Below are 25,241 nucleotides of genomic sequence, written 5' to 3'. Positions count from 1 at the left end.
TCTCCTAAGCGCTAAGGTACGTGATACTTTGTTGTAATAGCTGAGCGCCATTGGGGGTCAATATTGATTCTGGGTGAAATTGATAGCCAATTACTTTGTGTTCACTGTGATAGATAGCCATCGGAATGGCCTGATATCTCGCGATCACTTGTAGTGCTGGTGGTACGCTTGTTGCCATCAGAGAGTGATAACGCGCAACAGGGAATTGCGTCCCAAGTCCGGCAAATACCGGATGCTCATCCGCTTCAATAATAGAAGATTTGCCATGTACCGTCTCACCCGCTTTGCCAACTTTACCACCATAACTTTGGGTTAGGGCTTGTTGACCGAGGCAAATCCCAAGCATGGGGAATTTACCTTTACATAGCTCAATTAACGCGAGCAAACAGCCTGCTTCCGATGGCGCGCCAGGTCCAGGTGATAAAACTAATATCACTGGATCAACCTCTGCACACATTTTATTGAAAATGGTTTCGGCAGAGAGATTGTTACGATAAACGATCAAATCGAGCCCTAGCAAACTAAGCTCATCCACAAGGTTATAACTGAAAGAATCAAAATTATCTAAAAAGTATACCTTAGTCATGGTTTGCTCCTTCATACGTGGACTGTACTGCTTTAATCACTGCCATGGCTTTAGCTTTGGTTTCATTTGCTTCACTTTGTGGATTTGAATCAAACACAACACCCGCACCCGCTTGCACGTAAGCAACATTATCTTTTACAAACGCGGAGCGAATTACGATGCAGCTGTCCATCGCGCCATTGCCCATCAAATAACCTACCGCTCCGCCGTAACTACCACGACGCTGCTTTTCTGTATGGCGAACAAGTTCTGCGGCTTTAACTTTTGGTGCGCCGACGAGAGTGCCCATATTCATACAAGCCTGATAGGCGTGAAGCGCATCTAAATCCGGCTTTAATTGGCCAACGACGCGTGATACTAAATGCATGACTTGTGAGTAGCGGTCCACTTTCAATAATTCTTTTGCGTGTCGAGTACCTGCAATACTGATCCGTGCGACATCGTTACGAGCAAGGTCAACCAGCATAAGGTGCTCAGCACGCTCTTTTTGATCGTTGCGCAGCTCAAGCTCAATGCGACTATCTAAATCTGGATTGATACTACCATCAGCAAACTTACCTCGTGGTCTCGTCCCCGCGATGGGATAGACTTCAACTTGGTTACTCTGCTCACAATATTTGAGCGCCGACTCTGGAGATGCGCCAAATAGTACAAAACGTTCATCCTTCATATAAAACATGTAGGGACTAGGATTTTGTAGTTTGAGCTGTTTATAGGCGGCGAGTGAGTTATGGCAAGGAAGTGAAAAAGTGCGAGAGGGAACGACTTGAAAGATGTCACCGTTGATAATGTTGGTTTTCAACTTTTCAACGTGTTGACAATATTCGTCGTCACTCACATTGACTTTGACGTCTGCACTGCCACTTTGTGGCTCAAACTGAAATTCAGTGATTTGGTCACACTGACTGTTTAGCTCTTCTAGCTGTTTGCCTACTTCAAAACAATTGGCGTGAACCTCAGGGCCATTGAAAACATTACCAATGAGCTCAGTAGTTCGTGCTTGATGATCGATCACAACTAAGGTTTCAGCGAGATAGAAAACATAGTCGGGACAGTCGTTGTCCCCATCTGGCACTTCAGGAAGTTGCTCAAAGTTTGCCACCATATCATAGGCGAATACTCCACCTAAAAAGACGGAAAACGGCGTATCTGAGTTACGTTTAATTTCATTGATACAGGTTCTGAGCGCACTAAAGGCGTTATCCGCTTTTAGTTTGGTATGCTCATCAATGTTACTTTCCAATGCGTTGTACGTGAGCGTTAAAGTATTATCATTGAGGATCACGTCACAATTTGTGACCTTTTGCGCAAGGTACGGTAGCAACTGAGCACCATTGTTAGACAAGGCTTTGGCAATGACTTGGGCGCCATTGCATTCGAATCGAATCGCACTATCCACAAGCACGATGCTTTTCACATTGTCTTTAGACTCTATTTCTGCTGATTCGAGCAGTAACGAGTTTGTTTTGTTTAAACCTGCGTATAAAGACAGTGGGCTGGCAATATAATCGCGCCTTTGTCTTATGCTGGTGACCTCACCTGGTGTGGTCGTTATGTGACTAAAAATCAAACCTCATTCCTCTTAATTTCTAGATATTCTGTTTAGAAAATAAAAAACCCCCGAAAGCTAAGCTCTGCGGGGGTTATTGTTCAGACACAACAATACCGTCCCGCTAGGGCATCCACCACCACCAAATTGTGTTTACTGTGATATTGTTGTTCATATAAGCCTCTAAAAAGTATAAAAAAACCCGCGACATTGCGCGGGTTGATAAATCGTAGATATAACGAAACACACCCGCTTAGTTCGAGTGCCACCACCAAATGTTTTTTTGAATTTGTTTGTTCATTTGTGAATATTTCGTTGTTTAATCTAAATTAGCTACAGTAAACCCTATTCTTGCTACAAGTGTCAAGGGCAAATATCAGAAAATAACCTAAGGTCGTATCAGTTAACTTGTGATATAATCAAAACGTTGATAATTCATAGAGATAGTTAATACATTTTGATTAAATATGACCTCCACAGCCATACTACTTTTTCCGATGGCCGCTTAGCTGTTGCTGAATTGCTTGAGCGAGCAACGGAAAAAGGCGTTGATATTCTTGCAATTACAGATCATGACACGATAGATGCGATCCAGCCTGCCCGAGACTACATTAGCCAAAATAATCTCACTTTAGAGCTTATTAATGGTGTTGAAATTTCCACAAAGTGGGAAAGCTTTGAGATCCATATTGTTGGACTAAATTTTGACCCTGAGCATGAAGCATTAACAAAGCTGCTGCACGAACAGCAGCAAAAGCGAGAAGCCAGAGCAAAAGAAATCGGCGAGCGATTAGCCAAAAAGGGTTATGAGCATGTCTACGAAGATGCCCTTGCACTTGCCCAAACTGCGCAGATCACCAGAGCGCATTTTGCTCAAGTGCTGGTTGAGCGGGGCGTGGCTAAAAACGTGCAAAGCGTTTTCAATAAATTTTTAGCACGCGGCAAAACTGGGTATGTGCCAAGTCAGTGGTGCGATATACAAACGGCCGTTTCTGCTATTCACGCTGCGGGTGGAGTAAGTGTGCTGGCACACCCTGCTCGATATAAGATGTCGAATAAGTGGCTAAGAAAGTTAATTGCTGAATTTAAAGCGGTTGGGGGAGCTGCAATGGAAGTTGCACAGCCCCAGCAAGCGCCTACTGAGCGCCAATTTTTGGGGCGACTAAGTCAAGAGTTTGAATTGTTAGCAAGCCAAGGGTCAGATTTCCACTTCCCAATGCCTTGGGTCGACCTTGGTCGTAACTTGTATTTACCTAAAGATTGTCAAGGAGTTTGGCGTCATTGGGGAGGCAAAGAGGAATAAGCTTATGAGCCAATTTTTTCATATTCACCCAGATAACCCGCAAACGCGTTTAATTCGCCAAGCGGCTGATATTATTGAACAAGGTGGCGTGGTGGTGTTTCCAACCGACTCCGGCTATGCCATTGGTTGCAACCTCGGTAATAAGCAAGCTAAGGAGCGGATAGAGCGGATCCGCGGCATTGAAAAGCACCATAACTTCACTCTTTTATGTCGTGATCTGTCGGAGCTTTCGACCTATGCCCGTGTCGATAATCAAATGTTTAGGATGATTAAAAATAATACGCCCGGTCCGTACACGTTTATTTTTAAAGGGACGAAAGAAGTTCCTCGTCGTTTGCTCAATGAGAAGAAAAAAACCATCGGGATCCGTGTGACTGATAACCCAATTACTTGCGCCTTGTTGGAAGCACTAGGTGAACCTTTGATGTCATGTTCTTTGATTTTGCCAGGAGAGCAGTTTACTGAGTCTGACCCCGATGATATCCGCATGCGTCTTGAGAAGCACGTAGACTTAATAATTCACGGTGGCTATTTAATCGAGCAAGCAACCACAGTTATTGATATGTCTGAAGACACCATTGAAATTTTGCGTCGTGGCTGTGGCGATACATCGCCTTTTGAATAACGCATGTTGAGATGACAGAAGCACTCCAACAGAAATTACCGCTGGCTTTTTTACACGGTGAAGCGGTAATTGAAAAGCCGGAAGATCTTTATATTCCTCCCGAAGCCCTAGAAGTTATCTTAGAGACCTTTGAAGGCCCGTTGGACTTACTGCTTTATCTTATTAAAAGACATAAATTAGATATTCTAGAATTACCGATTTTTAGTATTACTCAGCAGTATGTTCAGTACGTTGAAATGATGAAGGACATGCAGCTCGAACTTGCGGGTGAATACTTAGTGATGGCAGCTTTGCTGGCACAAATAAAATCAAGAATGCTACTACCAAAACACGAAGAGTTAGAGGAAGAGGAAGACCCCAGAGCAGAGCTGGTGAGACGCTTGCAGGAATACGAGCAATTTAAGCAAGCCGCTGAGAATTTAGATGAGATCCCTCGTGTTGAGCGTGATATCTTTGTCGCTCATGCGCTGGTAGACAGTAGTACCGACAATGAGCCAGAATTCCCAGACATTGAACTGAGGGAATTACTTTTGGCGCTGTCGGAAGTGATGGCTAGAGCCAAGACCTTTGAGCACCATCATATATCCGCAGAAGCACTTTCGACTCGAGAGCGTATGAGTTTTATATTGCAATTGCTACGAGAACAGAATAAGCCGGTAGAATTTGCGCGATTCTTTACCTTGGACGAAGGGCGCAGTGGTGTGGTGGTTACTTTTATTGCCATGCTCGAACTCATTAAGGAGCAATTGGTTGACTATATTCAGTCAGCAACGGCAGCGTCGATTTACCTGCATTTAAAAGGCTAGGGGATGGCTGCAGCCTCTGCTATACTCCGCATTTTTATCTTCAAGCATAAAATATGAAAAGACGCGTTAGCGATGAACAACTGGTTGAATTGGTTGAAGCAGCGATTTTCGTTTCAGATAAGCCGTTATCTAAAAAGCGCTTAAAAGAAACTGTGCTGGAAGATATCAGCGTGTCATCACCGCGTATTGATCAGGCACTGGAAACACTGGTAAATCATTATCAAACTCGCGGTGTAAGGCTGGTTGAGGTTGGTACCGGATACCGTTTTCAAGCTTGCCCGAGCTTGAGCCCTTGGCTAAGTAAACTGTGGCAGGAAAAAGCACCAAAATACTCACGTGCTACACTTGAGACTTTGGCATTGATTGCTTACCGACAACCAATCACTCGAGGCGAAATCGAGCAAGTTCGCGGGGTTACCGTGAGTTCTAATATTATCAAAAGCTTGATAGATCGCGAGTGGATAAAAGTGGTGGGTTACAAAGAGGTACCGGGTAAGCCTGCATTGTATGCAACGACAAAACAATTTTTAGATTACTTCTCATTATCTGGTCTTGGGGAATTACCTCGGTTACCTGAGCAACATAATGAGAAAATAGAACAGTTATTAAACGATCCTTCTGTGAGAGAACCATCTAAATGAGTGAAAAACTACAAAAAGTATTGGCAAGAGCTGGCGTTGGCTCAAGACGCGAAATGGAAAAGTATATTGAGTCTAACCGCGTAAGTGTAGATGGAAAAGTTGCCAAGCTAGGAGACCGAGTGGAAGAGACTTCGGTGATCCGTGTAGATGGACATATTGTTAAAATAGAACAGCAAGAAGAGCGCATCTGTCGCGTACTTATGTATCATAAGCCAGAAGGTGAGCTGTGTACTCGTCGCGACCCTCAAGGTCGTCGTACTGTATTCGATAGGCTACCAAAGTTAGATGGTGACCGCTGGATAGCTATTGGGCGATTAGATATCAATACATCAGGCCTGTTACTCTTTACCAATGATGGTGAGCTAGCTAATCGCTTGATGCATCCAAAATACGAAGTCGAACGTGAATATTCTGCCCGGGTATTTGGTGAAGTAACAAATCAAACGTTGCGTACATTAACCAAAGGTGTTGAGCTAGAAGATGGTCCTGCAAAATTCCTTAAGATTAAGCCACTTGGTGGTGAAGGTCTGAATAAATGGTTCAACGTAACACTGACCGAAGGGCGTAATCGTGAAGTCAGGCGTCTTTGGCAGTCGCAAGAGGTTGAAGTGTCGCGTTTGATCCGTATCCGTTATGGTAAATTGGAGCTTAACAAGCGCTTGCCACAAGGTGGATGGGAAGAATTAAAATTAGAAGATGTTAACTACTTACGTAAATCGGTAAGCATGAGAGCCGAGCAGCAAACTAAGTTGTCGGTCATGCCGGAAAAGCGTAAAGACAAGCGCGCGAAAATTAATAAGATCCGCAAAGCAGTGAAAAAGCATAATCAAAGGGTCAAAACCCCAAGAAGAAAGTAATTTAAGCTTTTTAAAACACCAGCCTAGTGAGCTGGTGTTTTTGTATTTGATAAGGAGATGCAAATGAAAGAGATGTTTTCTGGTAGTTGTCTGTGTGGTCAGGTTAAATATCTTGTAGAGGGCAACGCGCAGGGCTTTTATTTATGCCATTGTGAATATTGTCAAAAAGACACAGGCTCCGCACATGCTGCGAATTTATTTTTTCAAAATGCAGTGTTAACTTGGCTTACGGGCGAAAAGTTAATAACCCGCTTTACTTTACCGAATACTAAGCACGTTAAAGCCTTTTGCGCTTGTTGTGGTTCTGCATTACCAAACCAGCAGCCTGTTGGTTTAGTGGTACCTGCCGGTAGCTTAGATGATGCACCGAGCCTTACGCCAACCGCACACTTATTTATCGCGAGTAAAGCTAAGTGGGATGAAAAATTAGAGCAAGTGCAGGCGTTTGAAACCTTGCCGAGAGATTAACTTAGGTAATATAACCTGAGCTGCGGATAATTAATGCCTTTCTAGCAGCCAGTTTTAGCGCTAACTGCGTTGAATTCACTTCCAATAGCCAGCTATTGGTGCGTAAATTCGCCTTGTTTTCCCTAAAACTCTCTGGCTAGACAAGGAAAAAATTAAGTTGTGCTTTAGCAACAATGAGTTGGAACATTCCTTATCCAAACCTCAGGTTAATATAGAAGGCTGCAATTGTGGATTTGCAGCCTTTAAAGTACTAGTTAGTAGGTTTGGGCATCTAAAGATTGGCCATTAACTCCGATTGAGTCATCAGACATCAAGTACAGGTATGTTGGCATTAATTCTTCAGGTGTTTTTAGTTTATCTTTATCTTCACCTGGGAATGCTGATGCACGCATACTTGTTCTTGTCGCACCAGGGTTAATGCAGTTGATGCGAATATTGGTTTTACCCACTTCTTCGGCCCAAGTTTGCATCATACCTTCGGTTGCGAATTTAGAAATTGCATATGCTCCCCAAAACTCGCGACCTTTACGTCCTACACCCGATGAAGTAAAGACAATAGAAGCGTGAGGTGCTTTTCTCATTACTGGGAATAGCGATTTAGTGATCACCGCTTGGGCTGTTACGTTTACCTTCATTATGTTTTCAAAGGTTGAAACGCAAAAGTGTTCCATTGGACCTAAAGAGCCTAAAATAGAAGCATTATTTAGCAAGCCATCAAGCTTCCCAAATTGCTGCTCAATAGTGGCAGCCAAGTCTCGGAAGTGTTGTTTGGTTGCACCACGTAAATCTAAAGGTACAATTGCAGGCTGTGGGTAACCGGCGTTAACAATTTCATCATAAACGGCTTCTAGTTTACTGGTGGTTTTGCCCAATAAAATAACCGTTGCACCATATTTGGCGTAATTAATTGCCGCAACACGGCCGATGCCGTCGCCAGCACCTGTTACTAGTATCGTTTTATTCGCTAGTGCGTTTTCAGGAGCTTGATAAGTCTGCATTCTGGACTCCAATTAAGATGTTTGGGCTATTTTATCACAATGCAGTAGCAAGTTAGCGAATTTATTGTAAATATGGCTGGCGAAATAACAAAGTTTGAGTTAAGTTTAACTGGTCTAATGTCTTATTAAAAATGCTATTACATAGATTTAACGAGAATTATCACAATAATAATAAGATTATGTCGGAGCCTATAAAATGAAAAAAATGCTACTCTCACTCGCAGTATCAGCAGCACTCGCTGGCTGTGGAGGCAGTGAAACGTTAGAAGATGTAAAAAATGATACTACACCCGTTTCTCCAACGATTTCTGTTAAATTTGATCCATCGGGCGGTGTGATCTCAGTTCCAAACGATATCCTTTTATCCGGCACTCAAGACGGTACCTTAAATCTACCTGACGAAATGTTGGGAGTGAAAGATGGTGAAGGTAACCCTCTGGTAACGCGTGCAAGCTATGCAAACCCTAGTATTGTGATTGGCGCCTTAGATGGTTGGTCGACACAAATGCCTTACGTTATCGACATGACGACACCAAATGGTTTGACACTTGATGCGCAAAGCGTCATGACTCCGGGCTCTGTACGAATTTTTGAAGTTGCAATGGGTGGACCATTACAAACCGACGAAGACTGTGCTCAGGTGCCTTCAGGTATCGCTTGTAAGCCAATTGCTGAATTACAATTTGGCCCGGATGGTGATTTCGTTACCATGGCTAATAGCACAGGTAACGGTTTAGTTATTATCCCAGTTAAACCATTCAAACCTGAAACTACGTATATTACTGTTTTGACCAAAGGTCTTAAAGACTCAAAAGGTCAAAGTGTAGATGCTTCTTCGACTTACACGTTGTTGCGCCAAGACGCGCCATTGGTAACTGATGCTCAGAAATCTCTACAGGCTGTGATTCGTAGCTATGAAGGGGCGGTAACTGCTGCGGGCTCGGTGAGTAAAGAAGAGATTATATATACAGCTGCAATGACGACACAGTCGACAGGTCACGCATTGGCGGCGACTAAGCAATTGTTAGCCGCAAAATTACAGGGCGGTGCTAACCCTGTTGTCGCTGTACCTGCACAACCGGTGATCACCGTTGCTGATGCCCTTGTAGGAAAAGTGCCTGATGCTATTTTACCTGCTTTTAGAAGCGTGCGTTTATTGCAAGGTCAAATACAACTACCTCAGTACTTATCACAACCAAAAAATAAAGATATCTCTGCGCTAGCTGATACCTATTGGCAAGCACGCTGCGACAGCGCGGTAGCTGTCGCTGGATATGCGGCGCAAACTGGTGGTTTACCAGAGCCAACAGAACCAAATGATATCGCTTGTAATACACTTTCGGGTGGAAAACTGAGAGATTTAGGTTTAGATGGTACTAAGTTCTTGACTAAGTACAATCCAATTCCTAAAGAGCAGTGGCTTGCTAATGTTCCTGTGCAAATCACAATGCCTGCGGATGAGTCTCAGCGCCCTGAAGGCGGTTGGCCTGTTGTTATCTTGCAACATGGTATCACGAGTAAAAAAGAAGACATGCTTGGCTTGACGTTGTCATTAACACAAGCTGGATTTGCCACAGTTGCGATCGATCACCCAATGCACGGTGCTCGCGGTTTAGATATCGATGGTGATGGCACTGATGATTTTAATGCCTCGACAGGTAGCGTGTTGTCCTACATGAACCTAACATCGTTGTTAGTTGCGCGTGATAACTTAAAGCAATCGGCAGCAGATTTAATGGGTTTACGTTTAGGCTTAAACTTCATCAATCTAGCATCTGGCGGTCAAGTTAACTTTAATACCCAGCAAGTTAGTTACTTAGGTCACTCGCTTGGTTCGGTTGTAGGCCCAAGCTTCCTCGCTCAAACCAATGCACCATTAAATCCAGCAATTGATGGCTTCTTTAAAGTTGAGTCAGCAGCACTTGCAAGTGGTGGCTCGGGCATTGCTAATTTCTTGATTGAGTCAAAATCATTTGGCCCGTTTGTTCAGGGCTCCGTGTTAAGCTCTGCAGGTAACCTAGCATCGCAAGCGTTTAATGCCTATCTGCAAGAAGGTGCAATTGCTGACTGTGGTACGTTTGCTGCGGATCAAAGCAAATATGTTTCTTGTGCATATGGAACATTTAGAGCGAATTTAGAAGCGGCTGGAGACACCGCGACATTAGCACTGATTGATGGTACGGTGACGCAGTTTGGTTTTGCAGCACAAACCGCATTAGGTAGTGCCGATCCACTTAACTATGCAGCTTCCGTGAAAGCGCTACAAACGCCAGTATATATGAGCGTTGTTACGGGTGGTGTTGATGGCAATGCAGCTGACTTGGTTATCCCTCCAACAACAGAACGTAGCTTCTTGTCTGGTAGCTTACCACTTGCTGGTTTCATGGGATTAATGCCTGCAAGTGAAACGCAAATGAGTCAAGACGGAACACCTGGAAGTTATGTAGTGAAGTTCTCTCAAGGTCACCATAGTTCAATCTTGACGACAGGCTTTGATGAAAAAGCCGGTGGCACAGCTGCAGGACACGCAGCTGCGTCAATCGAAATGCAAACACAAGTTGCGAGCTTCTTGAAGTCAAAGGGTTTGGTTTTACAAGTATCTAACCCGGATGTTGTTGCAAACTAAGACATTTTTCGAGACTATAAAAGGCCGCTGCTAGCGGCCTTTTTTGTGTCTATTTAATATTGAGTTAAATGGGCCCCTTTATGAGCTAAATGAGGAGAACGACTTGGCATTTTTGTTTGAATATGGGTTATTTCTAGCCAAGACAGTAACCATTATCTTTGGTATTGCAGTCGTCATTATTTTGATGGTGGGAGCAAGCTCAAAACCAAAATCGAAAAAGGGTGAAATTGAAGTTACCGATTTAAGCGACAGTCTGGCGCAATCTAAGCAGCAGTTTTTGCAGCAAACACTTGATAAAAAGGCGCTAAAAGCCCTAAATAAGTCGCAATCAAAAGCGCAAAAAAATAAAGATAAAGAAGCAGATAAAAACGTTTTTTATCTTGAATTTAACGGGAGTATGGACGCTCACGAAGTCGCGAGTTTAAGAGAAGAGATCAACGCTATTTTAACGATTGCAGATAAAGAAAAGGATCAGGTTGTAGTGTCGGTGGAAAGTGGTGGTGGGGTTGTTCACGGTTATGGACTTGGTGCATCGCAGCTTACGCGTATCAAGCAAGCGGGTATTCCTCTAACCGTCTGTGTGGACAAGGTTGCTGCAAGTGGCGGATATATGATGGCCTGCGTTGCAGATAAGATTATTGCAGCACCATTTGCAATTATTGGTTCAATCGGTGTGATTGCGCAGATCCCCAACTTCAATCGTTTATTGAAAAAGAATAACGTTGATTTTGAAATGGTAACCGCTGGTGAGTATAAGCGTACACTCACGCTGTTTGGTGAAAATACGGATAAAGGCAGAGAAAAGTTTAAAGAGGAGATTGAGGAAACGCACGGTCTGTTCAAGCACTTTGTCTCTGATAATCGTACCGAGCTTGATATTGAGAAAGTCGCCACTGGAGAACATTGGTTTGGTACACAAGCGTTAGAGCTTAAATTAGTCGATGAAATCTCAACCAGTGACGATTTACTTATGTCATTAAATGAAAGTCACCAGCTTTATAAGGTGGCTTATAAGGCTAAAAAAGGCGTTGCTGAGAAGTTTGGACTTCAGTTGGGGCTCGCCATTGAACGTTTCTCCGTTAAAGCGTTAACAAAGCTAAATCAATCTAAATATTAGTGATTGTTGTTCAGTTTATATCAATAAGCTTTATTTCAAACTATTAACAATACTTTATAGACGGCGTTGTGTTCACAAAACGCATGACGCCGCGCTCTAAAAGAGAGGTTGTTATGAATAAAGTTATTGTACTTTCCCTACTTACCTTTAGTCTGACTATAGGTTTAAATCAGGCGAATGCTAAACCGGAGAAGTTACCGCCGGGCCTTGAAAAAAAGTTGAAGCAGGGCAAGCCACTTCCGCCAGGTTGGCAAAAAAAGCTCCAAGTTGGGGAGCGCTTAGATCCAGATATCTACGACCATGGCAAAGTGATTTATCGTGACAGAGAACGGGATTTGGTAACGATAAGCGTTGAAGGTAGAGTCATCAGGGTACTCGAAAACACCCTAGAGATTGTCGAAATTCTGAAAGGAATGAGATAAAAAGCATCAACTCTGTGCGGTGCAATTTCCCGTACAGAGTCCAAGTTTAGCAATTTAAGTGTTTGTTCCTCGCCAAAGCGTATGTTAGTTGTAGCACTTAACTTAACGCCTAATGATCTAGGTATCAAATAACGTCGTCATTCCTTGAGAGTTGTTGTTAGTCCATCTCGGTAAGTGGTAATTTCAAACTCCGTAAAGCGCTGCTTAAATTTATCTGATACAAATATGTTGTCGACTGCATATCGAGGTAACAGTTCTCGTGTTTCTCTTATAGGTTTGCTAACAATGCTTAGCAGTGATAGCTGCCATTTCTTTAATATTGAATACTTGCCTTGAATTCCGAGTATTTCGCTCGCTAAGTTAACGATTTGCTTGTAAGTGAGTCGATTGTCATCACACGGAAGATGCCATGTCTGGCCATACGCATCAGAGGTATTGCCTAGTAACGCCATTGCTCTGCTAGCATCTGGCGTGTATATCAAGGTACGTAACGTATTGTCGCTGATAAAGACTTTCGCAGCATCGCCTGCTCGCAGCTTATCAAGAACCGCTGTATTGGTGATACTTTGCGTTTTACCCGGTCCATAAAACTCAGGCGCGCGGCAAATCATCGCATTGACTTGGCCTGTACTCATCGCATCGAGCAGCATACTCGCTATTAGTCCTCTAACTTTGCCTTTTTCGCCATATGGCAAAAAAGGTGTTTCTTCTGTGAGACGTTCATTGCTTTGCGGATACATATAGGTGTTATCAAAATACACTAATTTGGCATTATGTTTTGCGCACGCATCGATGACATTTCGCATCATAATAGGAAATTGCTCAACCCACATGTTTGTGTCAATCGGCAGTCCTGCGGTTAAGTAAACAATTTCAGAGCCTGCTACTGCTTTTTGCGTTTGACTGCCGTCAAGTAGATTAGCGCTGAGTAATTCGTCTGTGTTGTTTATCTTTTTTGGTGTTCGGCTGACAAGACGAATGTTATCGGTAAAGTCCTTCTTTAAAGCTCGGGCGAGCTCACTACCAATTTGACCGTTTGCTCCAAGTATTGTTTGCATAAAAATTACCTTGATTTGTATCTGTTTTGTGCAAGCATAAGGTTAAAGTAAACTTGAAGGTCAATACTTAATTTCTGTTATCTGCTATTGTTTGGGATAAGCACAGACTTTTTCATTTAAGCTAGCAGACTGAGCGCAGTAGGAACTTGAGTTTATGAAAATTGGTGAATTATCAAAAAGAACAGGTTTGGCGACGTCGAAAATTCGATTCTATGAGGATATTGGCCTACTCAAATTAGTTAAGCGCGCTGCCAATGGTTATAGGACCTATCCCCCTGAAGCTGAAACTGTATTGCATTTAATTTCAAATGGTCAAAAGGCAGGCTTTAGTTTAGATGAGTTGAGTAAATTACTTCCGAGTGATCTAAGTGACTGGAAACATGAACAGTTACTTAGCGCTTTACGTCAAAAACTTGATGATATTGAACTGATGGAGAAAAAGCTCGCAGACAACAAACGACAATTAAACTCCACCCTTAATGACATAGAAGCCAAACCGGGTGACATGGCGTGTGCCGACAATGCCAAGCGAGTGATATCACAAATGGGGATGGGTAAAAGGAGGAGGTAGATGCAAAAGGAGGAGAAAGAAGGGAGAGAAAGAAGGACAGCCATTTCTAATGCTGCGTGTATAACAAAGCACGTTTAGTATTAGCAAATCCCCAATCTGTGAGCTTCACATACCGTGTGATGAAGTGATGACACCCACTATTATTTGTATCTATGCTGGCAAAGTGAGATTAAAACGTGCGGAAACACTTAAAGAATATGGACAAAAAGCGTTCTTAGATAGGGTGACCTTTGGCGGATAAGCGTATCGCTACACTAAAATTGAGTTATCGCGCACGACAAAGCGCTGTAAATACAACAGTAAGAAATTCTAGCGTTGAGAATGTGAGTTTTGCTAAGCCAACAAACGCTTGCAGTTTGTTAGGTTTGTCCGTCGTCGTTTTTGAAGTGTTTCGCAGTAAGCGGTTATTGTTCGCTCTCGTCCAACTGCACCGTGGAATACCCGAGAAAATTGCGTAGTGAGTTTTATCCAGTTCTCCGGTTCGATATTTAATCGAGTAAGAATGGGTTGAGACTCAAAGATATAGCCTCGTTTGTCGGCGCGAATACATTGGCCTGTGAGTTCAACTAATTCAATATAGGATTTGAGTTCAAAAGGCAGACCTTTTGGCATATGTTTTCGTGGGCTGCCTGCAAAGCGTAGTAGGCTTTTTGGTTGTTTGCCCAGCTTAGCGTGGTCTATGCGTTTTTTGATACTGGTGTAGTCTGAGGTTTCAGGCGTTGCGGCGATTTTGGCTCTAATGGGGTTTAAGTCTACATATGCCAAACAAGCAGCCAGTGCAGCTTCATCCAGTAATGCTTGGGATTTGAATCGTCCTTCCCAACGTGATGAAGTGATGACACCCACTATTATTTGTATCTATGCTGGCAAAGTGAGATTAAAACGTGCGGAAACACTTAAAGAATATGGACAAAAGCGTTCTTAGATAGTGTGACCTTTGGCGGGTAAGCGTATCACTACACTAAAATTGAGTTATCGCGCACGACAAAGCGCTGTAAATACAACAGTAAGAAATTCTAGCGTTGAGAATGTGAGTTTTGCTAAGCCAACAAACGCTCGCAGTTTGTTAGGTTTGTCCGTCGTCGTTTTTGAAGTGTTTCGCAGTAAGCGGTTATTGTCCGCTCTCGACCAACTGCACCGTGGAATACCCGTGAAAATTGCGTAGTAAGTTTTATCCAGTTCTCAGGTTCTATATTGAGTCGAGTGAGAATAGGCTGAGACTCAAAGATATAACCGTGTTTATCGGCTCGAATACACTGGCCCGTGAGCTCAACTAAGTCAATATAGGACTTGAGTTCAAAAGGAAGGCCTTTAGGCATATGTTTTCGTGGGCTGCCTGCAAAGCGTAGTAGGCTTTTTGGTTGTTTGCCCAGCTTAGCGTGGTCTATGCGTTTTTTGATACTGGTGTAGTCTGAGGTTTCAGGCGTTGCGGCGATTTTGGCTCTAATGGGGTTTAAGTCTACATATGCCAAACAAGCAGCCAGTGCAGCTTCATCCAGTAATGCTTGGGATTTGAATCGTCCTTCCCAAAACCGACCTGTACAATTATCTTCTTTATTTGCTCGACGGGCGATGTCTTCGTTAAGTACCCGCATAAACCAGCTAATATCTGCGAGCCTTTCCCTGTACTTGGAGACATGCTCGTTGAGTATCAATTGCTCCGACTCATTGAGTGGCTCACCTTCTGTAAATTTACGGCTTATCCAATTACCTTTAAACAACTTGTGCCACCGTATCAAAATCGCTTCATCCGACAGACGCTTAGCCTTTGTATCATCAACATATAAAACAATATGAGTGTGATTACTCATCACGGCATAAGCACAAACATCAATACAAAACACGGAACCCAACATCAGGAGCTTTTCTTCAACCCAATCCCGGCGGTGCTCATATGACTTTCCCGTAAATTTATCTTCACCGCACAGAAATGCGCGCCTTACGCAACGGGAGATACAGTGGTAGTATTTGGTGTCGGTTAAACTGATTTGTTTTTTACGGGCTGTAGCCATAGTTTGTTTTCCTCAATCCTTTGAGTGCAGAATTAAAGCGTAGGCGGAATCTTAGGAAGGTGCAAATTAGTGGTGGGTGTCAGCGATTTGGCGATTTAGCTTTATGGCACTGGCTTTAAGATAACCCACAGAAATGGAGACTAGCACCGTGTGGGATTCATTATTTCTAGGTATAGCAGGAAGGAAAAAACCGTGAATAAATTTATATTAGTGTTATTTTTTTTCTTTTTTCTTTTTTCTTTTTTCGTTTTCTAGTAGTGCACACGATAATTTCACGTCGGAGCAACTAATAGAGAAAGCAAAAGTATTTGTAGCAGCAAAAAACGCGCGTCAACAACCCAATACAACAATAAAAGAGATAGAAAACTATATCTCATTACTTTCTGATGACTTTATCGATGAACACGTCAAATTTAAATTTACTTATACAGATAAATCTAAACTCCGAGAAGATATGATTAATAAATTAAAAGATGAAGTCATTCATAGTTCAATAGAAATAAATGAGGTAATGGTTGGCGCTAATGTCGTCATTGTAAAAATGACCGAATCAGGCAAAGTAAAACCTGCTCATTTAGATAAAACTATTGAGTATAGTAAAACCAATATTGTTTCACTTGAGTTTAATAAAGAGGGCTTAGTTACGCACATTCGTCGACACCACGGGTAATCTATACCATACAAACGCTTTAATACATTAGCGGTGGGTGTCTGCGTTCATCACGGTGATTCTGCCACCACAGATTTGAGGATCCGAGCGATGGTATGGCGCTTTGGGATCCCGTTTTTAAATGGCCGATACTGTCGCAACCAATCTTCCTTCGACTCGCCATAGAGCTGGATGTCTTGCCAACCTTCAGCACCTGCCATGATGGCGCTAATAACAAGGAAAATGACATCAACTAAGTCGTGCTTTTTGTTAATATCAGAGCGAGTTTCTTCTACAACTGTAAGGTGTTCAATCAGGTTCATTGGTTGCGGCTAGCAATGGGATTGGCGCTATTTGATCATAAATTAGCTAAAAGTGCGATCCCGCCCTGATGGCAAGCCAGTGACATTATTGTATAATTTAGATAAGTTCTGATTATCAATATCCAATATGTACAAAAAAGTATCTATAGCGCTGCTCCTTACCCTTTTGTTATTGCTCGTCGTTGCAACGCTAGATACATTTTGGTTTCATCAAGCCGACAAGGCAACAAACACAGCCACAGCAAAATGGCTGACGCCTGAAGCACAGTTAAAACGTATTGCACCTGACCACCCGCTGTTGAGCATTTATGAGCGCGCAAAAACTGAACCTGCAACGGCGCTTAAAGCACTATCAGCTTGGCGTGAAAGTCGTCAATCTTTATCACACATAGAGCAAGTTTATCTGCTGTGGACGCAAAGACGGGCGGCACAAAAGATGGGAGACGATACTAAATTTGCACAGATAAAGCGTGAGATTGACACTTTTGCAGTTACAAACCAGCTAGATTGGTTGGCAGCATGGAGTGCGCAGGAGGACGCCAAGCGAGCGATCAGAGCCGGCGAGTTGGCACAAGCACAACTTGCCATTGAGCACAGTGTTAATCTGGCAAAAAGCGCGCAAGCTGAGCTTTTATTGCTAGAGATTTATAATACTGCTGGTGTTGCATATAATGCAACAAATGATTTGATTAAGGCACAGCAGTATTTTTTACATGGTCTAAAGCTGGCGGAGACATACCCAGAAAGTGACTTTAATGCACTTTTTAATAACAACTTGGGTTTGCTATATGTGCATTTAGAACAATGGCAAAATGCGTTATTACATCTTGGGAAAGCACAAAAACTATACGCACTATCACCAAATAATAATCCCAATTATATGCTGCTTATTTTGTTAAATCAGTCATTTGCGTATGGTCGTCTTGGCCAACTTAATGACGCGAGAGAAAAGTTCCAACAAGCGCTGACCTTCAAAAATGAACAGACAAGTGAATTTTACAACGCAATATTACTCAAAAATGAAGCGAGATTACTGTTACTTGAAGGCGATGCTAGGCTTGCCATGGAAAAAGCTCAGTTATGTATACAGCTTGCCAAACAGGAAGTACTTGCCAAGCAGCAGGGGATCTGTGCGCTTGTTCAAGCACAGGCGCTTTATCAGCAAAATACCTTAGATGAAGCAGCCATTTCGATTAACCAGGCGACTCAAATATTTACTACGCTGAATCATCAAAGGTGGTTGCTTAGAAGTCAATTTACACGCTCACAAATACTGGAAGGTTTGGGGGAATCCAGCAATGCACTAAACGTGTTAAAAGCTGCTCATTCAGAAGAAAAGGCAATGATTATAGGACAGTTATCAGCATTAAATAGCGCATTAGAAATTCAGCAGATCGCACAAGAAAGAGATCTATTGAGTGCTAAACATCAACTTTCTAAGCTGGAGTTACTCGTAGATAAGCAGCGCTTAAGGCTCCTTGCTTTGTGGTTGTTTGCTGCCGTGATCATACTTATTTGGCTTGGAGTAAATACCAGATTGATGCGAAAAGATAACCGCAGATTACATGACTTAAGTTATCGAGACCCATTAACGGGAGCGTCAAATCGCCGTCTGTATCACCAAGAAGTACACACTCCCAGTATACTGGACAAAAAAGCAGAGTATCACTTAGTGATCATCGATCTGGATCATTTTAAGCGTATCAATGATACCTATGGACACGATAAAGGAGACATTGTACTGGCGATAGCAGCCGCTCGTTTACAGCGTTTTGTTCAGCCTCAAGAGCTATTTATACGCTGGGGAGGCGAAGAGTTCTTGATGGTGTTAAAGGCCCGAGAAAATATTCAAGGTGCTGTTGAAGAGATGGCTTCAGCACTGCGCTCTGAACCTTTTGAATTAGGTGAGCTGCGCATTTCTGTCACTGCATCATTCGGTGTGAGCGCTAGCCGACCAATCGCAAATTTGGATGATGATAGCGCCTTTAAAGCTGCTGACCAATGCCTCTATCGTGCCAAAGAGTTAGGCAGAGATAGGGTTGAAGTACAAACGAATCATTGATGACATATATGGACGCTCTGCTGCTGTCAAGTAATACTCATCCAACAAGGTTGTTTTAACAGCCTTGTTGCTTCTTTTATTTATCTCTCATTTACTATTTGTATGTATTGATAAACAGTCACTTTGAGTCACCCTAAATAATGACAAATCATTGATGACACCCAACGTTATTTGTATCTAAGCTGACAAAGTGAGATTAAAACGTGCGGAAACACTTAAAGAATATGGACAAAAGCGTTCTTAGATAGGGTGACCTTTGGCGGTAAGCGTATCGCTACACTAAAATTGAGTTATCGCGCACGACAAAGCGCTGTAAATACAACAGTAAGAAATTCTAGCGTTGAGAATGTGAGTTTTGCTAAGCCAACAAACGCTCGCAGTTTGTTAGGTTTGTCCGTCGTCGTTTTTGAAGTGTTTCGCAGTAAGCGGTTATTGTCCGCTCTCGACCAACTGCACCGTGGAATACCCGTGAAAATTGCGTAGTAAGTTTTATCCAGTTCTCAGGTTCTATATTGAGTCGAGTGAGAATAGGCTGAGACTCAAAGATATAACCGTGTTTATCGGCTCGAATACACTGGCCCGTGAGCTCAACTAAGTCAATATAGGACTTGAGTTCAAAAGGAAGGCCTTTAGGCATATGTTTTCGTGGGCTGCCTGCAAAGCGTAGTAGGCTTTTTGGTTGTTTGCCCAGCTTAGCGTGGTCTATGCGTTTTTTGATACTGGTGTAGTCTGAGGTTTCAGGCGTTGCGGCGATTTTGGCTCTAATGGGGTTTAAGTCTACATATGCCAAACAAGCAGCCAGTGCAGCTTCATCCAGTAATGCTTGGGATTTGAATCGTCCTTCCCAAAACCGACCTGTACAATTATCTTCTTTATTTGCTCGACGGGCGATGTCTTCGTTAAGTACCCGCATAAACCAGCTAATATCTGCGAGCCTTTCCCTGTACTTGGAGACATGCTCGTTGAGTATCAATTGCTCCGACTCATTGAGTGGCTCACCTTCTGTAAATTTACGGCTTATCCAATTACCTTTAAACAACTTGTGCCACCGTATCAAAATCGCTTCATCCGACAGACGCTTAGCCTTTGTATCATCAACATATAAAACAATATGAGTGTGATTACTCATCACGGCATAAGCACAAACATCAATACAAAACACAGACCCCAACATCAATAGCTTTTCTTCAACCCAATCCCGGCGGTGTTCGTATGATTTGCCAGTAAATTTATCTTCACCGCACAGAAAGGCGCGCCTTACGCAGCGGGAGATACAGTGGTAGTATTTGGTGTCGGTTAGACTGATTTGTCTTTTACGGGCAGTTGCCATAGTTTGGTTTCCTCAATCCTTTGAGTGCAGAGTTAAAGCTTAGGCGGTATCTTAGGAAGGTGCAAATTAGTGGTGGGTGTCAGCGATTTAGCTTTGTGGTGGGTGTCAGCGATTTAGCTTTATGGCACTGGCTTTAAGATAACCCACAGAAATGGAGACTAGCACCGTGTGGGATTCATTATTTCTAGGTATAGCAGGAAGGAAAAAACCGTGAATAAATTTATATTAGTGTTATTTTTTTTCTTTTTTCTTTTTTCTTTTTTCGTTTTCTAGTAGTGCACACGATAATTTCACGTCGGAGCAACTAATAGAGAAAGCAAAAGTATTTGTAGCGGCAAAAAATGCGCGTCAACAACCCAATTCAACAATTAAAGAAATAGAGAACTATATCTCATTGCTTTCTGACGACTTTATCGATGAACACGTCAAATTTAGATTTACTTATACAGATAAATCTAAACTCCGAGAGGATATGATTAATAAATTAAAAGATGAAATCATCCATAGTTCAATAGAAATAAATGAGGTAATGGTTGGCGCTGATGTCGTCTTTGTAAAAATGACCGAATCAGGTAAAGTAAAGCCTACTCATTTAGATAAAGCGATTGAGTATAGTAAAACCAATATTGTTTCACTTGAGTTTAATAAAGAAGGCTTAATTACGCACATTCGTCGACACCACGGGTAATCTATACCATACAAACGCTTTAATACATTAGCGGTGGGTGTCAGCGTCCATCAAGCGACAATTAAAGAAATAGAGAACTATATCTCATTGCTTTCTGACGACTTTATCGATGAACACGTCAAATTTAGATTTACTTATACAGATAAATCTAAACTCCGAGAGGATATGATTAATAAATTAAAAGATGAAATCATCCATAGTTCAATAGAAATAAATGAGGTAATGGTTGGCGCTGATGTCGTCTTTGTAAAAATGACCGAATCAGGTAAATTAAAGCCTACTCATTTAGATAAAGCGATTGAGTATAGTAAAACCAATATTGTTTCACTTGAGTTTAATAAAGAGGGCTTAATTACGCACATTCGTCGACACCACGGGTAATCTATATCATACAAACGCTTTAATACATTAGCGGTGGGTGTCAGCGTCCATCAAGCGTCCATCATCAGCTATTCGTCCTTTAGCGTTCAATAGAACTACAACATAGAGAGCTTTAGTTGTAGCTAAACTTGAGTCTCACTTTACCCTAATTTGAGTTGTTATGATCCATACAAAGGCTTTAACCAAGGAACGCAAAATGCGCTTTTTGGGGGAGTTGTTGCACACCCTCACTTTTCTCCAAGGTAATGCAGCTTTCATGTATAGCTTCACCTTCTGTTTTTTCACCAAAAATTTCTAGTTGACTTCATGGGTACTAAAAACTACATTTGTAGTTGTTGAAAACTACAAATGTAGTAATGGAGGTTATAAGTGAAACTAAGTGAATTTGAATTAGACGTGATGAAGTTACTTTGGCAACAAAATGCCTGTACTGCCAGTGAGCTTCATAAATATTTTCTTGCAGATGATACAAGAGCAAAAAAAGTGGCTTATAACACAGTCAAAACAATCGTAGATCGACTAGAGCAAAAAGGTGCAGTCGAGCGCTGTGGTCAGCAGGGGAGGTCAATCGTCTATCAAGCAAAAGTGACTCAGCAAGCGCTTTCACAGCAGGCAACACCGCGTTTTATGGATCGCTTTTTTAAAGGTAGTTCACGCAGCTTGATAGCTCATTTCATTAAAGAAGAGAGTTTAGACGATGATGATATTGAGTTTTTACAAAACCTACTTAAGAGCAAAAAGCAGAAGAAAGAGAGCGACTAATGTTTGATTACTTACTCACCGCAAGCTTGCTCAGCATGTTTAGTTTGACTAGCTGCTATTTTCTGAAAACTGCGCCTGCACGAACGCGCTTTTATGTGTTGGTAGTCGGGTTATTGAGTTGGCTAATTCCATGGCAGCAACTTTCCCCACCCCCTTTTTTAATAGATCTGGAGCTTTACACTATTGAGGTGAGTTCTATTTCAGATTCAGGGTCAACTCCACCGAACAGCATCAAGCAAACCACTTTGCAAACCGAATCAAACTGGCTTTCTGGCTATACCATAAACCAAGTATTTTCAAATTTGTTTGTATTTCTGATAGTGGTAGGTGGAGGACTATTTTTAGCGAGAGTGTGGTCGTATAAAAGATTACTAAGAGGCATAGAAAAAGGTGCCTACATCAGTGAAGTGCATCAATATCTATACTCGTTTTGCACCGTAAAATTTACAGAATTGAGTACCCCAGCAATTACGACAGGCCCATTACAGCACACCATTTGGTTAGATTTTAAGATGAAAGGTCGACCAGAACTCGATTCCGTGATTGAGCATGAGTTAACGCATATCAAGCATAAGGACACATATTGGTTATGGCTAATATGTGCGACTGAAAGCGTCTTCTTTTGGAATCCACTCTGTTTGTTGTTAGCAAATTTGGCGCGACAACAAATCGAACTCAGCTGCGATGAAAGCTGCATGGAAAAACTGAGTGATAAATATAGATACGATTTGGCCAGCTTACTGTTGTCCGAACATCAATACCGGTATGAACATGCATCATTAGGTCATTCAGTATTAGCCGTATCTCACTCGAAAAGTTTCAATATTCAAAGAGTTAAAACACTAAACAAGGAAAAGAAAATGAAATTATCTCATTTAATGATTATCACGGCAGCACTGTCTTGTAGTGCCTTAGCTGCTAACCAAATCGTCTCTGAAAAGCAGGTAACACAAGGAGCCAGTAAACAAAAGAGTGAAAAGTCTGCGCGATATCAACAGCAATTGAGGGAGCTACTCGCTGGGGCGAAAGGCGCGAAATCGAATGATGAAACACAGCTTAAAGCAGCGGTTTCACACATTTTAAATTGGCATAGTAACCGCGGTTCGTTAAATGGTTTTGAAGAGCTGGATATAAAAGTAAAAAGCTTTACCTTGCTCGACCAAACCTATCATAAGCTAGGTCAATACGAAGCAATCTTGACCGCTTACGATAGTTGGTTTCCTGAAGGCTCTACTCAACCGCCATTTTTAAAAAACAGATTGGCATCAGCTTATATGCACCTTGGGCAATATCAGCAGGCAGCGGAGCAACTAGAGAGTCTATCTGAAAAAATGCAAAGTCGCTTTCAAATCGGTAGCGCTACTGATTTGGCACGCGCCTACATTGAAATGGCAGACTACGATAAAGCATTAGCTGTATTAAACAGTGATGTTGTAACCAGCGCTGAAAATCAAACATATCAAGATATCCTAAGATACTATGCATACGAAAAACTGAATAACCAAACAAAGGTGAACGAGTTGAAAGAGCGTTTACCTGCGGATTATGCGAAAACGCCAGCAATATTACCTCGCTTGCCTCGACCAAGTTCTTTGTTACTGGCGAAGTTATAAATCATTTAAGAAAGCCTGTAAGATGCAGGCTTTTTTAATTTACTAAACTAACCGTGTGCTAGCCGAACAGTTCATCTTCCAGTGTTTTACCGTTAACTAAAGACTTGTAACGCCAGCCCTGTTCACGGCAAAGCCTGAGTACATCAATATCAACCTGTTGGCCGCTACGATACTCAATAAGCAGGGCGCCACTGGCATTTACCGTCACCTCTTCAACGCCTTGTAAGGTCCTAAAAAGCGCTATGTGACTACTGGTGCCAGACTCTTTAAGTTTTACAGTCAGCGTGGCAAGTTCCGCTTCTTGGATGCGGTCAACAGCGGTTAATTTACCATGCTGTAAATGTAATACCTGATCGCACAAATCATCGAGTTCTACTAAATCGTGTGAACTCAAAATAAAGGTCGTTTCAGATTGAAGCCTTTTTACTAAGTTTCTGATCTCACGAGCATTCACGGGATCTAATCCAGCCGTGGCTTCGTCAAGCAGTACAATTTCAGGCTTTGAAAGTAGCGTTTGGGCAATACAGATACGTTTTCGCATGCCATGAGATAACTCATGAGGTTTGGCGTGATAACAATCTTTGAGGTCGACAAGCTCAAGCACTCTATGCGTTTCACTCTCGGCCGCTCTCGCATCTAAACCTTGAAGTTGTCCGTATAAACGTAGCTGATTACTGACAGAAAACCTTGGATCAAGCTGAGCATCCTGTGGAAGTGCGGCAAGGCGACCAAAAAGTGCAGCGCTGCCAGGTTTATGGCCCAAAATTTGAACACTGCCTGCATCGGCATTTAGATACCCGCAAAGTGTGCTAAAAAGAGTGGTTTTACCCGCACCATTCGGGCCAACAAGCGCAATGGGTGAACCTGCGCTTAGGGTAAAAGATACATTATCTAGTGCGCGCTTTCGTCCATATGCTTTCACTAAATTATTAACTTCAATAATGCAACTCATAGCGCGCGCCTTCTTAATAGTTCACAACTAATTGCAATTAACACGAGGCTATGCAGCACCGGTGTGGCAAAGCGAGTGAGGTTGATATTCTGTGCGATGGTTTCTGAGCCTTGGAATCCAGGAAAAAGATAAAAAAGGTACTCTGCGTAAGCGCTGTACTCAAGTGCAAAAGCGACTAAAGTGGCGAGCGTTAAGTAGGTTAAAATTGCGTAAATCATGCTCATTTTGCTTGAGTTAGCAAAGTGATTTGCAACAGACATCAGGGCAATAAATGGCGCAGTAATAAGCGTTAGCTCTAAAACAATTAATGTTGCTCGAGTAAGGCCTGTGAGCCATAAGCTTGGGTCGCGCACCACCATTAATATCCAAGCACCTACAGCAGAAATCGCTATGAGCAGCAACGTATTGAATACCTGTCCAACAAAACGGCCAACAACAATTTCCGCGCGAGATGTGCGCAGGGTTAGAAATCTCAGTGTGCCGCGGGTTCTATCTTCTACGGTTTGATCTGCACTTGAAAAGATCACAAAAAGAGGAAATAAAAAGATTGACCAAACTAAGTACAGTGCAAGCTCCATTTCAGGCCACTGGGCAATACGATGCATACCAACGACGCCGGAAAAACTCTGGATCATATTTTTGAAGTTGGGGTCGCTGACAATGGATACCGCTTCTGCAATGGCGTAGCGCAAAATAGCATACCAAACCAAAACAAATGCGGCGATGGCTATCCATCCGCGTTTCGTTGCAAACAAGCGTTGCAATTCAAAGATGGCTATTAGGCCAATTCTTTTTATATTCATAAGGATCCTTGCAAGTGACAACACAGACTTTCACTACTA

General features: G+C 42.4%; 24 protein-coding genes and 2 pseudogenes. 16 read left to right on the top strand and 10 right to left on the bottom strand.

Features of this window, described 5'->3' with window-relative positions:
- Positions 1–4: 4 nt before the first annotated feature.
- Together GSF04_RS15140 and GSF04_RS15135 are read right to left on the bottom strand one after the other, a co-directional pair.
- Positions 5–586 carry an aminodeoxychorismate/anthranilate synthase component II gene (locus GSF04_RS15140; protein WP_211857730.1) on the bottom strand — a complete coding sequence of 194 codons (582 nt, stop codon included), beginning with the start codon at positions 584–586 and terminating at the stop codon, positions 5–7.
- Complete coding sequence (locus tag GSF04_RS15135; RefSeq protein ID WP_039497589.1) at positions 579–2,156, bottom strand: anthranilate synthase component 1; 1,578 nt, start codon at positions 2,154–2,156, stop codon at positions 579–581. Before GSF04_RS15135 ends, GSF04_RS15140 begins: the two co-directional genes overlap by 8 nt.
- Before the next feature lie 436 nt (positions 2,157–2,592).
- Between GSF04_RS15135 and GSF04_RS15130 the strand changes: the two genes are divergently transcribed.
- The 6 genes from GSF04_RS15130 (at position 2,593) to GSF04_RS15105 (ending at position 6,835) form a co-directional block, all read left to right on the top strand.
- Positions 2,593–3,438, top strand: coding sequence for a PHP domain-containing protein (locus tag GSF04_RS15130; RefSeq protein ID WP_211857728.1), 846 nt, complete (start codon positions 2,593–2,595; stop codon positions 3,436–3,438).
- Between the two features lie 4 nt (positions 3,439–3,442).
- Positions 3,443–4,063 (top strand): L-threonylcarbamoyladenylate synthase, encoded by a 621-nt coding sequence (locus GSF04_RS15125; RefSeq protein ID WP_010378577.1) that lies wholly within the window; start codon positions 3,443–3,445, stop codon positions 4,061–4,063.
- Positions 4,064–4,074: 11 nt separating this feature from the next.
- Positions 4,075–4,869 (top strand): segregation/condensation protein A, encoded by a 795-nt coding sequence (locus GSF04_RS15120; RefSeq protein WP_039497593.1) that lies wholly within the window; start codon positions 4,075–4,077, stop codon positions 4,867–4,869.
- 53 nt (positions 4,870–4,922) lie between these two features.
- The gene (scpB, locus tag GSF04_RS15115; RefSeq protein ID WP_211857726.1) at positions 4,923–5,510 is read left to right on the top strand and encodes an SMC-Scp complex subunit ScpB; all 588 of its coding nucleotides are present in this window, start codon (positions 4,923–4,925) and stop codon (positions 5,508–5,510) included.
- A complete protein-coding gene (gene rluB, locus GSF04_RS15110) occupies positions 5,507–6,367 on the top strand; it encodes a 23S rRNA pseudouridine(2605) synthase RluB (protein WP_039497594.1) in 861 nt (286 codons plus the stop codon). The genes scpB and rluB overlap by 4 nt, the downstream gene beginning before the upstream one ends.
- A gap of 63 nt (positions 6,368–6,430) precedes the next feature.
- Positions 6,431–6,835 carry a GFA family protein gene (locus tag GSF04_RS15105; RefSeq protein ID WP_211857724.1) on the top strand — a complete coding sequence of 135 codons (405 nt, stop codon included), beginning with the start codon at positions 6,431–6,433 and terminating at the stop codon, positions 6,833–6,835.
- A gap of 254 nt (positions 6,836–7,089) precedes the next feature.
- On the opposite strand, the gene GSF04_RS15100 is transcribed toward GSF04_RS15105, so the two are convergent.
- The gene (locus GSF04_RS15100; protein ID WP_017219153.1) at positions 7,090–7,833 is read right to left on the bottom strand and encodes a YciK family oxidoreductase; all 744 of its coding nucleotides are present in this window, start codon (positions 7,831–7,833) and stop codon (positions 7,090–7,092) included.
- Between the two features lie 196 nt (positions 7,834–8,029).
- On the opposite strand from GSF04_RS15100, the gene GSF04_RS15095 reads away from it, so the two are divergent.
- The 3 genes from GSF04_RS15095 to GSF04_RS15085 all read left to right on the top strand — a co-directional run bounded on the left by GSF04_RS15095 (position 8,030) and on the right by GSF04_RS15085 (position 11,998).
- Positions 8,030–10,459 carry a VolA/Pla-1 family phospholipase gene (locus GSF04_RS15095; RefSeq protein WP_211857722.1) on the top strand — a complete coding sequence of 810 codons (2,430 nt, stop codon included), beginning with the start codon at positions 8,030–8,032 and terminating at the stop codon, positions 10,457–10,459.
- A gap of 103 nt (positions 10,460–10,562) precedes the next feature.
- Positions 10,563–11,576: a protease SohB gene (gene sohB / locus GSF04_RS15090; protein WP_211857720.1), complete on the top strand. Its 1,014-nt coding sequence runs from the start codon at positions 10,563–10,565 to the stop codon at positions 11,574–11,576.
- A gap of 113 nt (positions 11,577–11,689) precedes the next feature.
- The gene (locus GSF04_RS15085) at positions 11,690–11,998 is read left to right on the top strand and encodes a hypothetical protein (RefSeq protein ID WP_211857718.1); all 309 of its coding nucleotides are present in this window, start codon (positions 11,690–11,692) and stop codon (positions 11,996–11,998) included.
- Between the two features lie 137 nt (positions 11,999–12,135).
- Here the strand turns inward: GSF04_RS15085 and GSF04_RS15080 are convergent, their stop codons facing one another.
- On the bottom strand, positions 12,136–13,056 hold the full coding sequence (locus GSF04_RS15080; protein WP_211857716.1) for an NAD-dependent epimerase/dehydratase family protein: 921 nt from the start codon (positions 13,054–13,056) through the stop codon (positions 12,136–12,138).
- A gap of 154 nt (positions 13,057–13,210) precedes the next feature.
- Here GSF04_RS15080 and GSF04_RS15075 point away from each other — a divergent pair, with 154 nt between their 5' ends.
- Complete coding sequence (locus GSF04_RS15075) at positions 13,211–13,627, top strand: MerR family transcriptional regulator (RefSeq protein WP_211857715.1); 417 nt, start codon at positions 13,211–13,213, stop codon at positions 13,625–13,627.
- A gap of 333 nt (positions 13,628–13,960) precedes the next feature.
- Here GSF04_RS15075 and GSF04_RS15070 read toward each other — a convergent pair.
- Both GSF04_RS15070 and GSF04_RS15065 read right to left on the bottom strand, forming a co-directional pair.
- Positions 13,961–14,449, bottom strand: a pseudogene (locus GSF04_RS15070) (transposase); the annotation flags it as partial.
- Between the two features lie 218 nt (positions 14,450–14,667).
- The gene (locus GSF04_RS15065) at positions 14,668–15,639 is read right to left on the bottom strand and encodes a transposase (RefSeq protein ID WP_211857713.1); all 972 of its coding nucleotides are present in this window, start codon (positions 15,637–15,639) and stop codon (positions 14,668–14,670) included.
- 454 nt (positions 15,640–16,093) lie between these two features.
- Here GSF04_RS15065 and GSF04_RS23385 point away from each other — a divergent pair, with 454 nt between their 5' ends.
- On the top strand, positions 16,094–16,309 hold the full coding sequence (locus GSF04_RS23385) for a hypothetical protein (RefSeq protein ID WP_249122386.1): 216 nt from the start codon (positions 16,094–16,096) through the stop codon (positions 16,307–16,309).
- Positions 16,310–16,365: 56 nt separating this feature from the next.
- Here the strand turns inward: GSF04_RS23385 and GSF04_RS15055 are convergent.
- Positions 16,366–16,611, bottom strand: a pseudogene (locus GSF04_RS15055) (transposase family protein); the annotation flags it as partial.
- A gap of 127 nt (positions 16,612–16,738) precedes the next feature.
- Here GSF04_RS15055 and GSF04_RS15050 point away from each other — a divergent pair.
- Positions 16,739–18,673 (top strand): tetratricopeptide repeat-containing diguanylate cyclase, encoded by a 1,935-nt coding sequence (locus tag GSF04_RS15050; RefSeq protein ID WP_211857711.1) that lies wholly within the window; start codon positions 16,739–16,741, stop codon positions 18,671–18,673.
- A gap of 358 nt (positions 18,674–19,031) precedes the next feature.
- On the opposite strand, the gene GSF04_RS15045 is transcribed toward GSF04_RS15050, so the two are convergent.
- Positions 19,032–20,003: a transposase gene (locus tag GSF04_RS15045; protein WP_211857709.1), complete on the bottom strand. Its 972-nt coding sequence runs from the start codon at positions 20,001–20,003 to the stop codon at positions 19,032–19,034.
- Between the two features lie 472 nt (positions 20,004–20,475).
- Here GSF04_RS15045 and GSF04_RS23380 point away from each other — a divergent pair, with 472 nt between their 5' ends.
- From GSF04_RS23380 to GSF04_RS15025, 4 genes are all read left to right on the top strand, one after another.
- A complete protein-coding gene (locus GSF04_RS23380) occupies positions 20,476–20,691 on the top strand; it encodes a hypothetical protein (RefSeq protein ID WP_249122385.1) in 216 nt (71 codons plus the stop codon).
- Positions 20,692–20,724: 33 nt separating this feature from the next.
- Entirely contained in the window at positions 20,725–21,072 is a 348-nt protein-coding gene (locus GSF04_RS15035) for a nuclear transport factor 2 family protein (RefSeq protein ID WP_249122384.1), read from the top strand.
- Positions 21,073–21,441: 369 nt separating this feature from the next.
- Positions 21,442–21,834, top strand: a complete 393-nt coding sequence (locus GSF04_RS15030) for a BlaI/MecI/CopY family transcriptional regulator (RefSeq protein ID WP_211857707.1) — start codon at positions 21,442–21,444, stop codon at positions 21,832–21,834.
- Entirely contained in the window at positions 21,834–23,447 is a 1,614-nt protein-coding gene (locus GSF04_RS15025) for a M56 family metallopeptidase (protein WP_211857705.1), read from the top strand. Before GSF04_RS15030 ends, GSF04_RS15025 begins: the two co-directional genes overlap by 1 nt.
- Before the next feature lie 58 nt (positions 23,448–23,505).
- On the opposite strand, the gene GSF04_RS15020 is transcribed toward GSF04_RS15025, so the two are convergent.
- Entirely contained in the window at positions 23,506–24,399 is an 894-nt protein-coding gene (locus tag GSF04_RS15020) for an ABC transporter ATP-binding protein (protein WP_211857703.1), read from the bottom strand.
- Complete coding sequence (locus GSF04_RS15015) at positions 24,396–25,202, bottom strand: ABC transporter permease subunit (RefSeq protein WP_039497625.1); 807 nt, start codon at positions 25,200–25,202, stop codon at positions 24,396–24,398. The genes GSF04_RS15020 and GSF04_RS15015 overlap by 4 nt, the downstream gene beginning before the upstream one ends.
- Positions 25,203–25,241: the final 39 nt, after the last annotated feature.

It is taken from the genome of Pseudoalteromonas sp. A22 (genome assembly GCF_018141345.1).
Taxonomy (GTDB): Bacteria; Pseudomonadota; Gammaproteobacteria; order Enterobacterales; family Alteromonadaceae; genus Pseudoalteromonas; species Pseudoalteromonas maricaloris.
The sequence above is the reverse complement of the archived record's forward strand: the minus strand, read 5'-3'. Positions and strand labels throughout refer to the sequence as shown.

Excerpts from the sequence above, each read along its gene's own strand:
- GSF04_RS15140 (WP_211857730.1), bottom strand. The coding sequence starts at position 586 with ATGACTAAGGTATACTTTTTAGATAATTTTGATTCTTTCAGTTATAAC.
- GSF04_RS15125 (WP_010378577.1), top strand. The coding sequence starts at position 3,443 with ATGAGCCAATTTTTTCATATTCACCCAGATAACCCGCAAACGCGTTTA.
- GSF04_RS15120 (WP_039497593.1), top strand. The coding sequence starts at position 4,075 with ATGACAGAAGCACTCCAACAGAAATTACCGCTGGCTTTTTTACACGGT.
- scpB (WP_211857726.1), top strand. The coding sequence starts at position 4,923 with ATGAAAAGACGCGTTAGCGATGAACAACTGGTTGAATTGGTTGAAGCA.
- rluB (WP_039497594.1), top strand. The coding sequence starts at position 5,507 with ATGAGTGAAAAACTACAAAAAGTATTGGCAAGAGCTGGCGTTGGCTCA.
- GSF04_RS15105 (WP_211857724.1), top strand. The coding sequence starts at position 6,431 with ATGAAAGAGATGTTTTCTGGTAGTTGTCTGTGTGGTCAGGTTAAATAT.
- GSF04_RS15100 (WP_017219153.1), bottom strand. The coding sequence starts at position 7,833 with ATGCAGACTTATCAAGCTCCTGAAAACGCACTAGCGAATAAAACGATA.
- GSF04_RS15095 (WP_211857722.1), top strand. The coding sequence starts at position 8,030 with ATGAAAAAAATGCTACTCTCACTCGCAGTATCAGCAGCACTCGCTGGC.
- GSF04_RS15085 (WP_211857718.1), top strand. The coding sequence starts at position 11,690 with ATGAATAAAGTTATTGTACTTTCCCTACTTACCTTTAGTCTGACTATA.
- GSF04_RS15080 (WP_211857716.1), bottom strand. The coding sequence starts at position 13,056 with ATGCAAACAATACTTGGAGCAAACGGTCAAATTGGTAGTGAGCTCGCC.
- GSF04_RS15075 (WP_211857715.1), top strand. The coding sequence starts at position 13,211 with ATGAAAATTGGTGAATTATCAAAAAGAACAGGTTTGGCGACGTCGAAA.
- GSF04_RS15065 (WP_211857713.1), bottom strand. The coding sequence starts at position 15,639 with ATGGCTACAGCCCGTAAAAAACAAATCAGTTTAACCGACACCAAATAC.
- GSF04_RS23385 (WP_249122386.1), top strand. The coding sequence starts at position 16,094 with ATGATTAATAAATTAAAAGATGAAGTCATTCATAGTTCAATAGAAATA.
- GSF04_RS15050 (WP_211857711.1), top strand. The coding sequence starts at position 16,739 with ATGTACAAAAAAGTATCTATAGCGCTGCTCCTTACCCTTTTGTTATTG.
- GSF04_RS15045 (WP_211857709.1), bottom strand. The coding sequence starts at position 20,003 with ATGGCAACTGCCCGTAAAAGACAAATCAGTCTAACCGACACCAAATAC.
- GSF04_RS23380 (WP_249122385.1), top strand. The coding sequence starts at position 20,476 with ATGATTAATAAATTAAAAGATGAAATCATCCATAGTTCAATAGAAATA.
- GSF04_RS15025 (WP_211857705.1), top strand. The coding sequence starts at position 21,834 with ATGTTTGATTACTTACTCACCGCAAGCTTGCTCAGCATGTTTAGTTTG.
- GSF04_RS15020 (WP_211857703.1), bottom strand. The coding sequence starts at position 24,399 with ATGAGTTGCATTATTGAAGTTAATAATTTAGTGAAAGCATATGGACGA.
- GSF04_RS15015 (WP_039497625.1), bottom strand. The coding sequence starts at position 25,202 with ATGAATATAAAAAGAATTGGCCTAATAGCCATCTTTGAATTGCAACGC.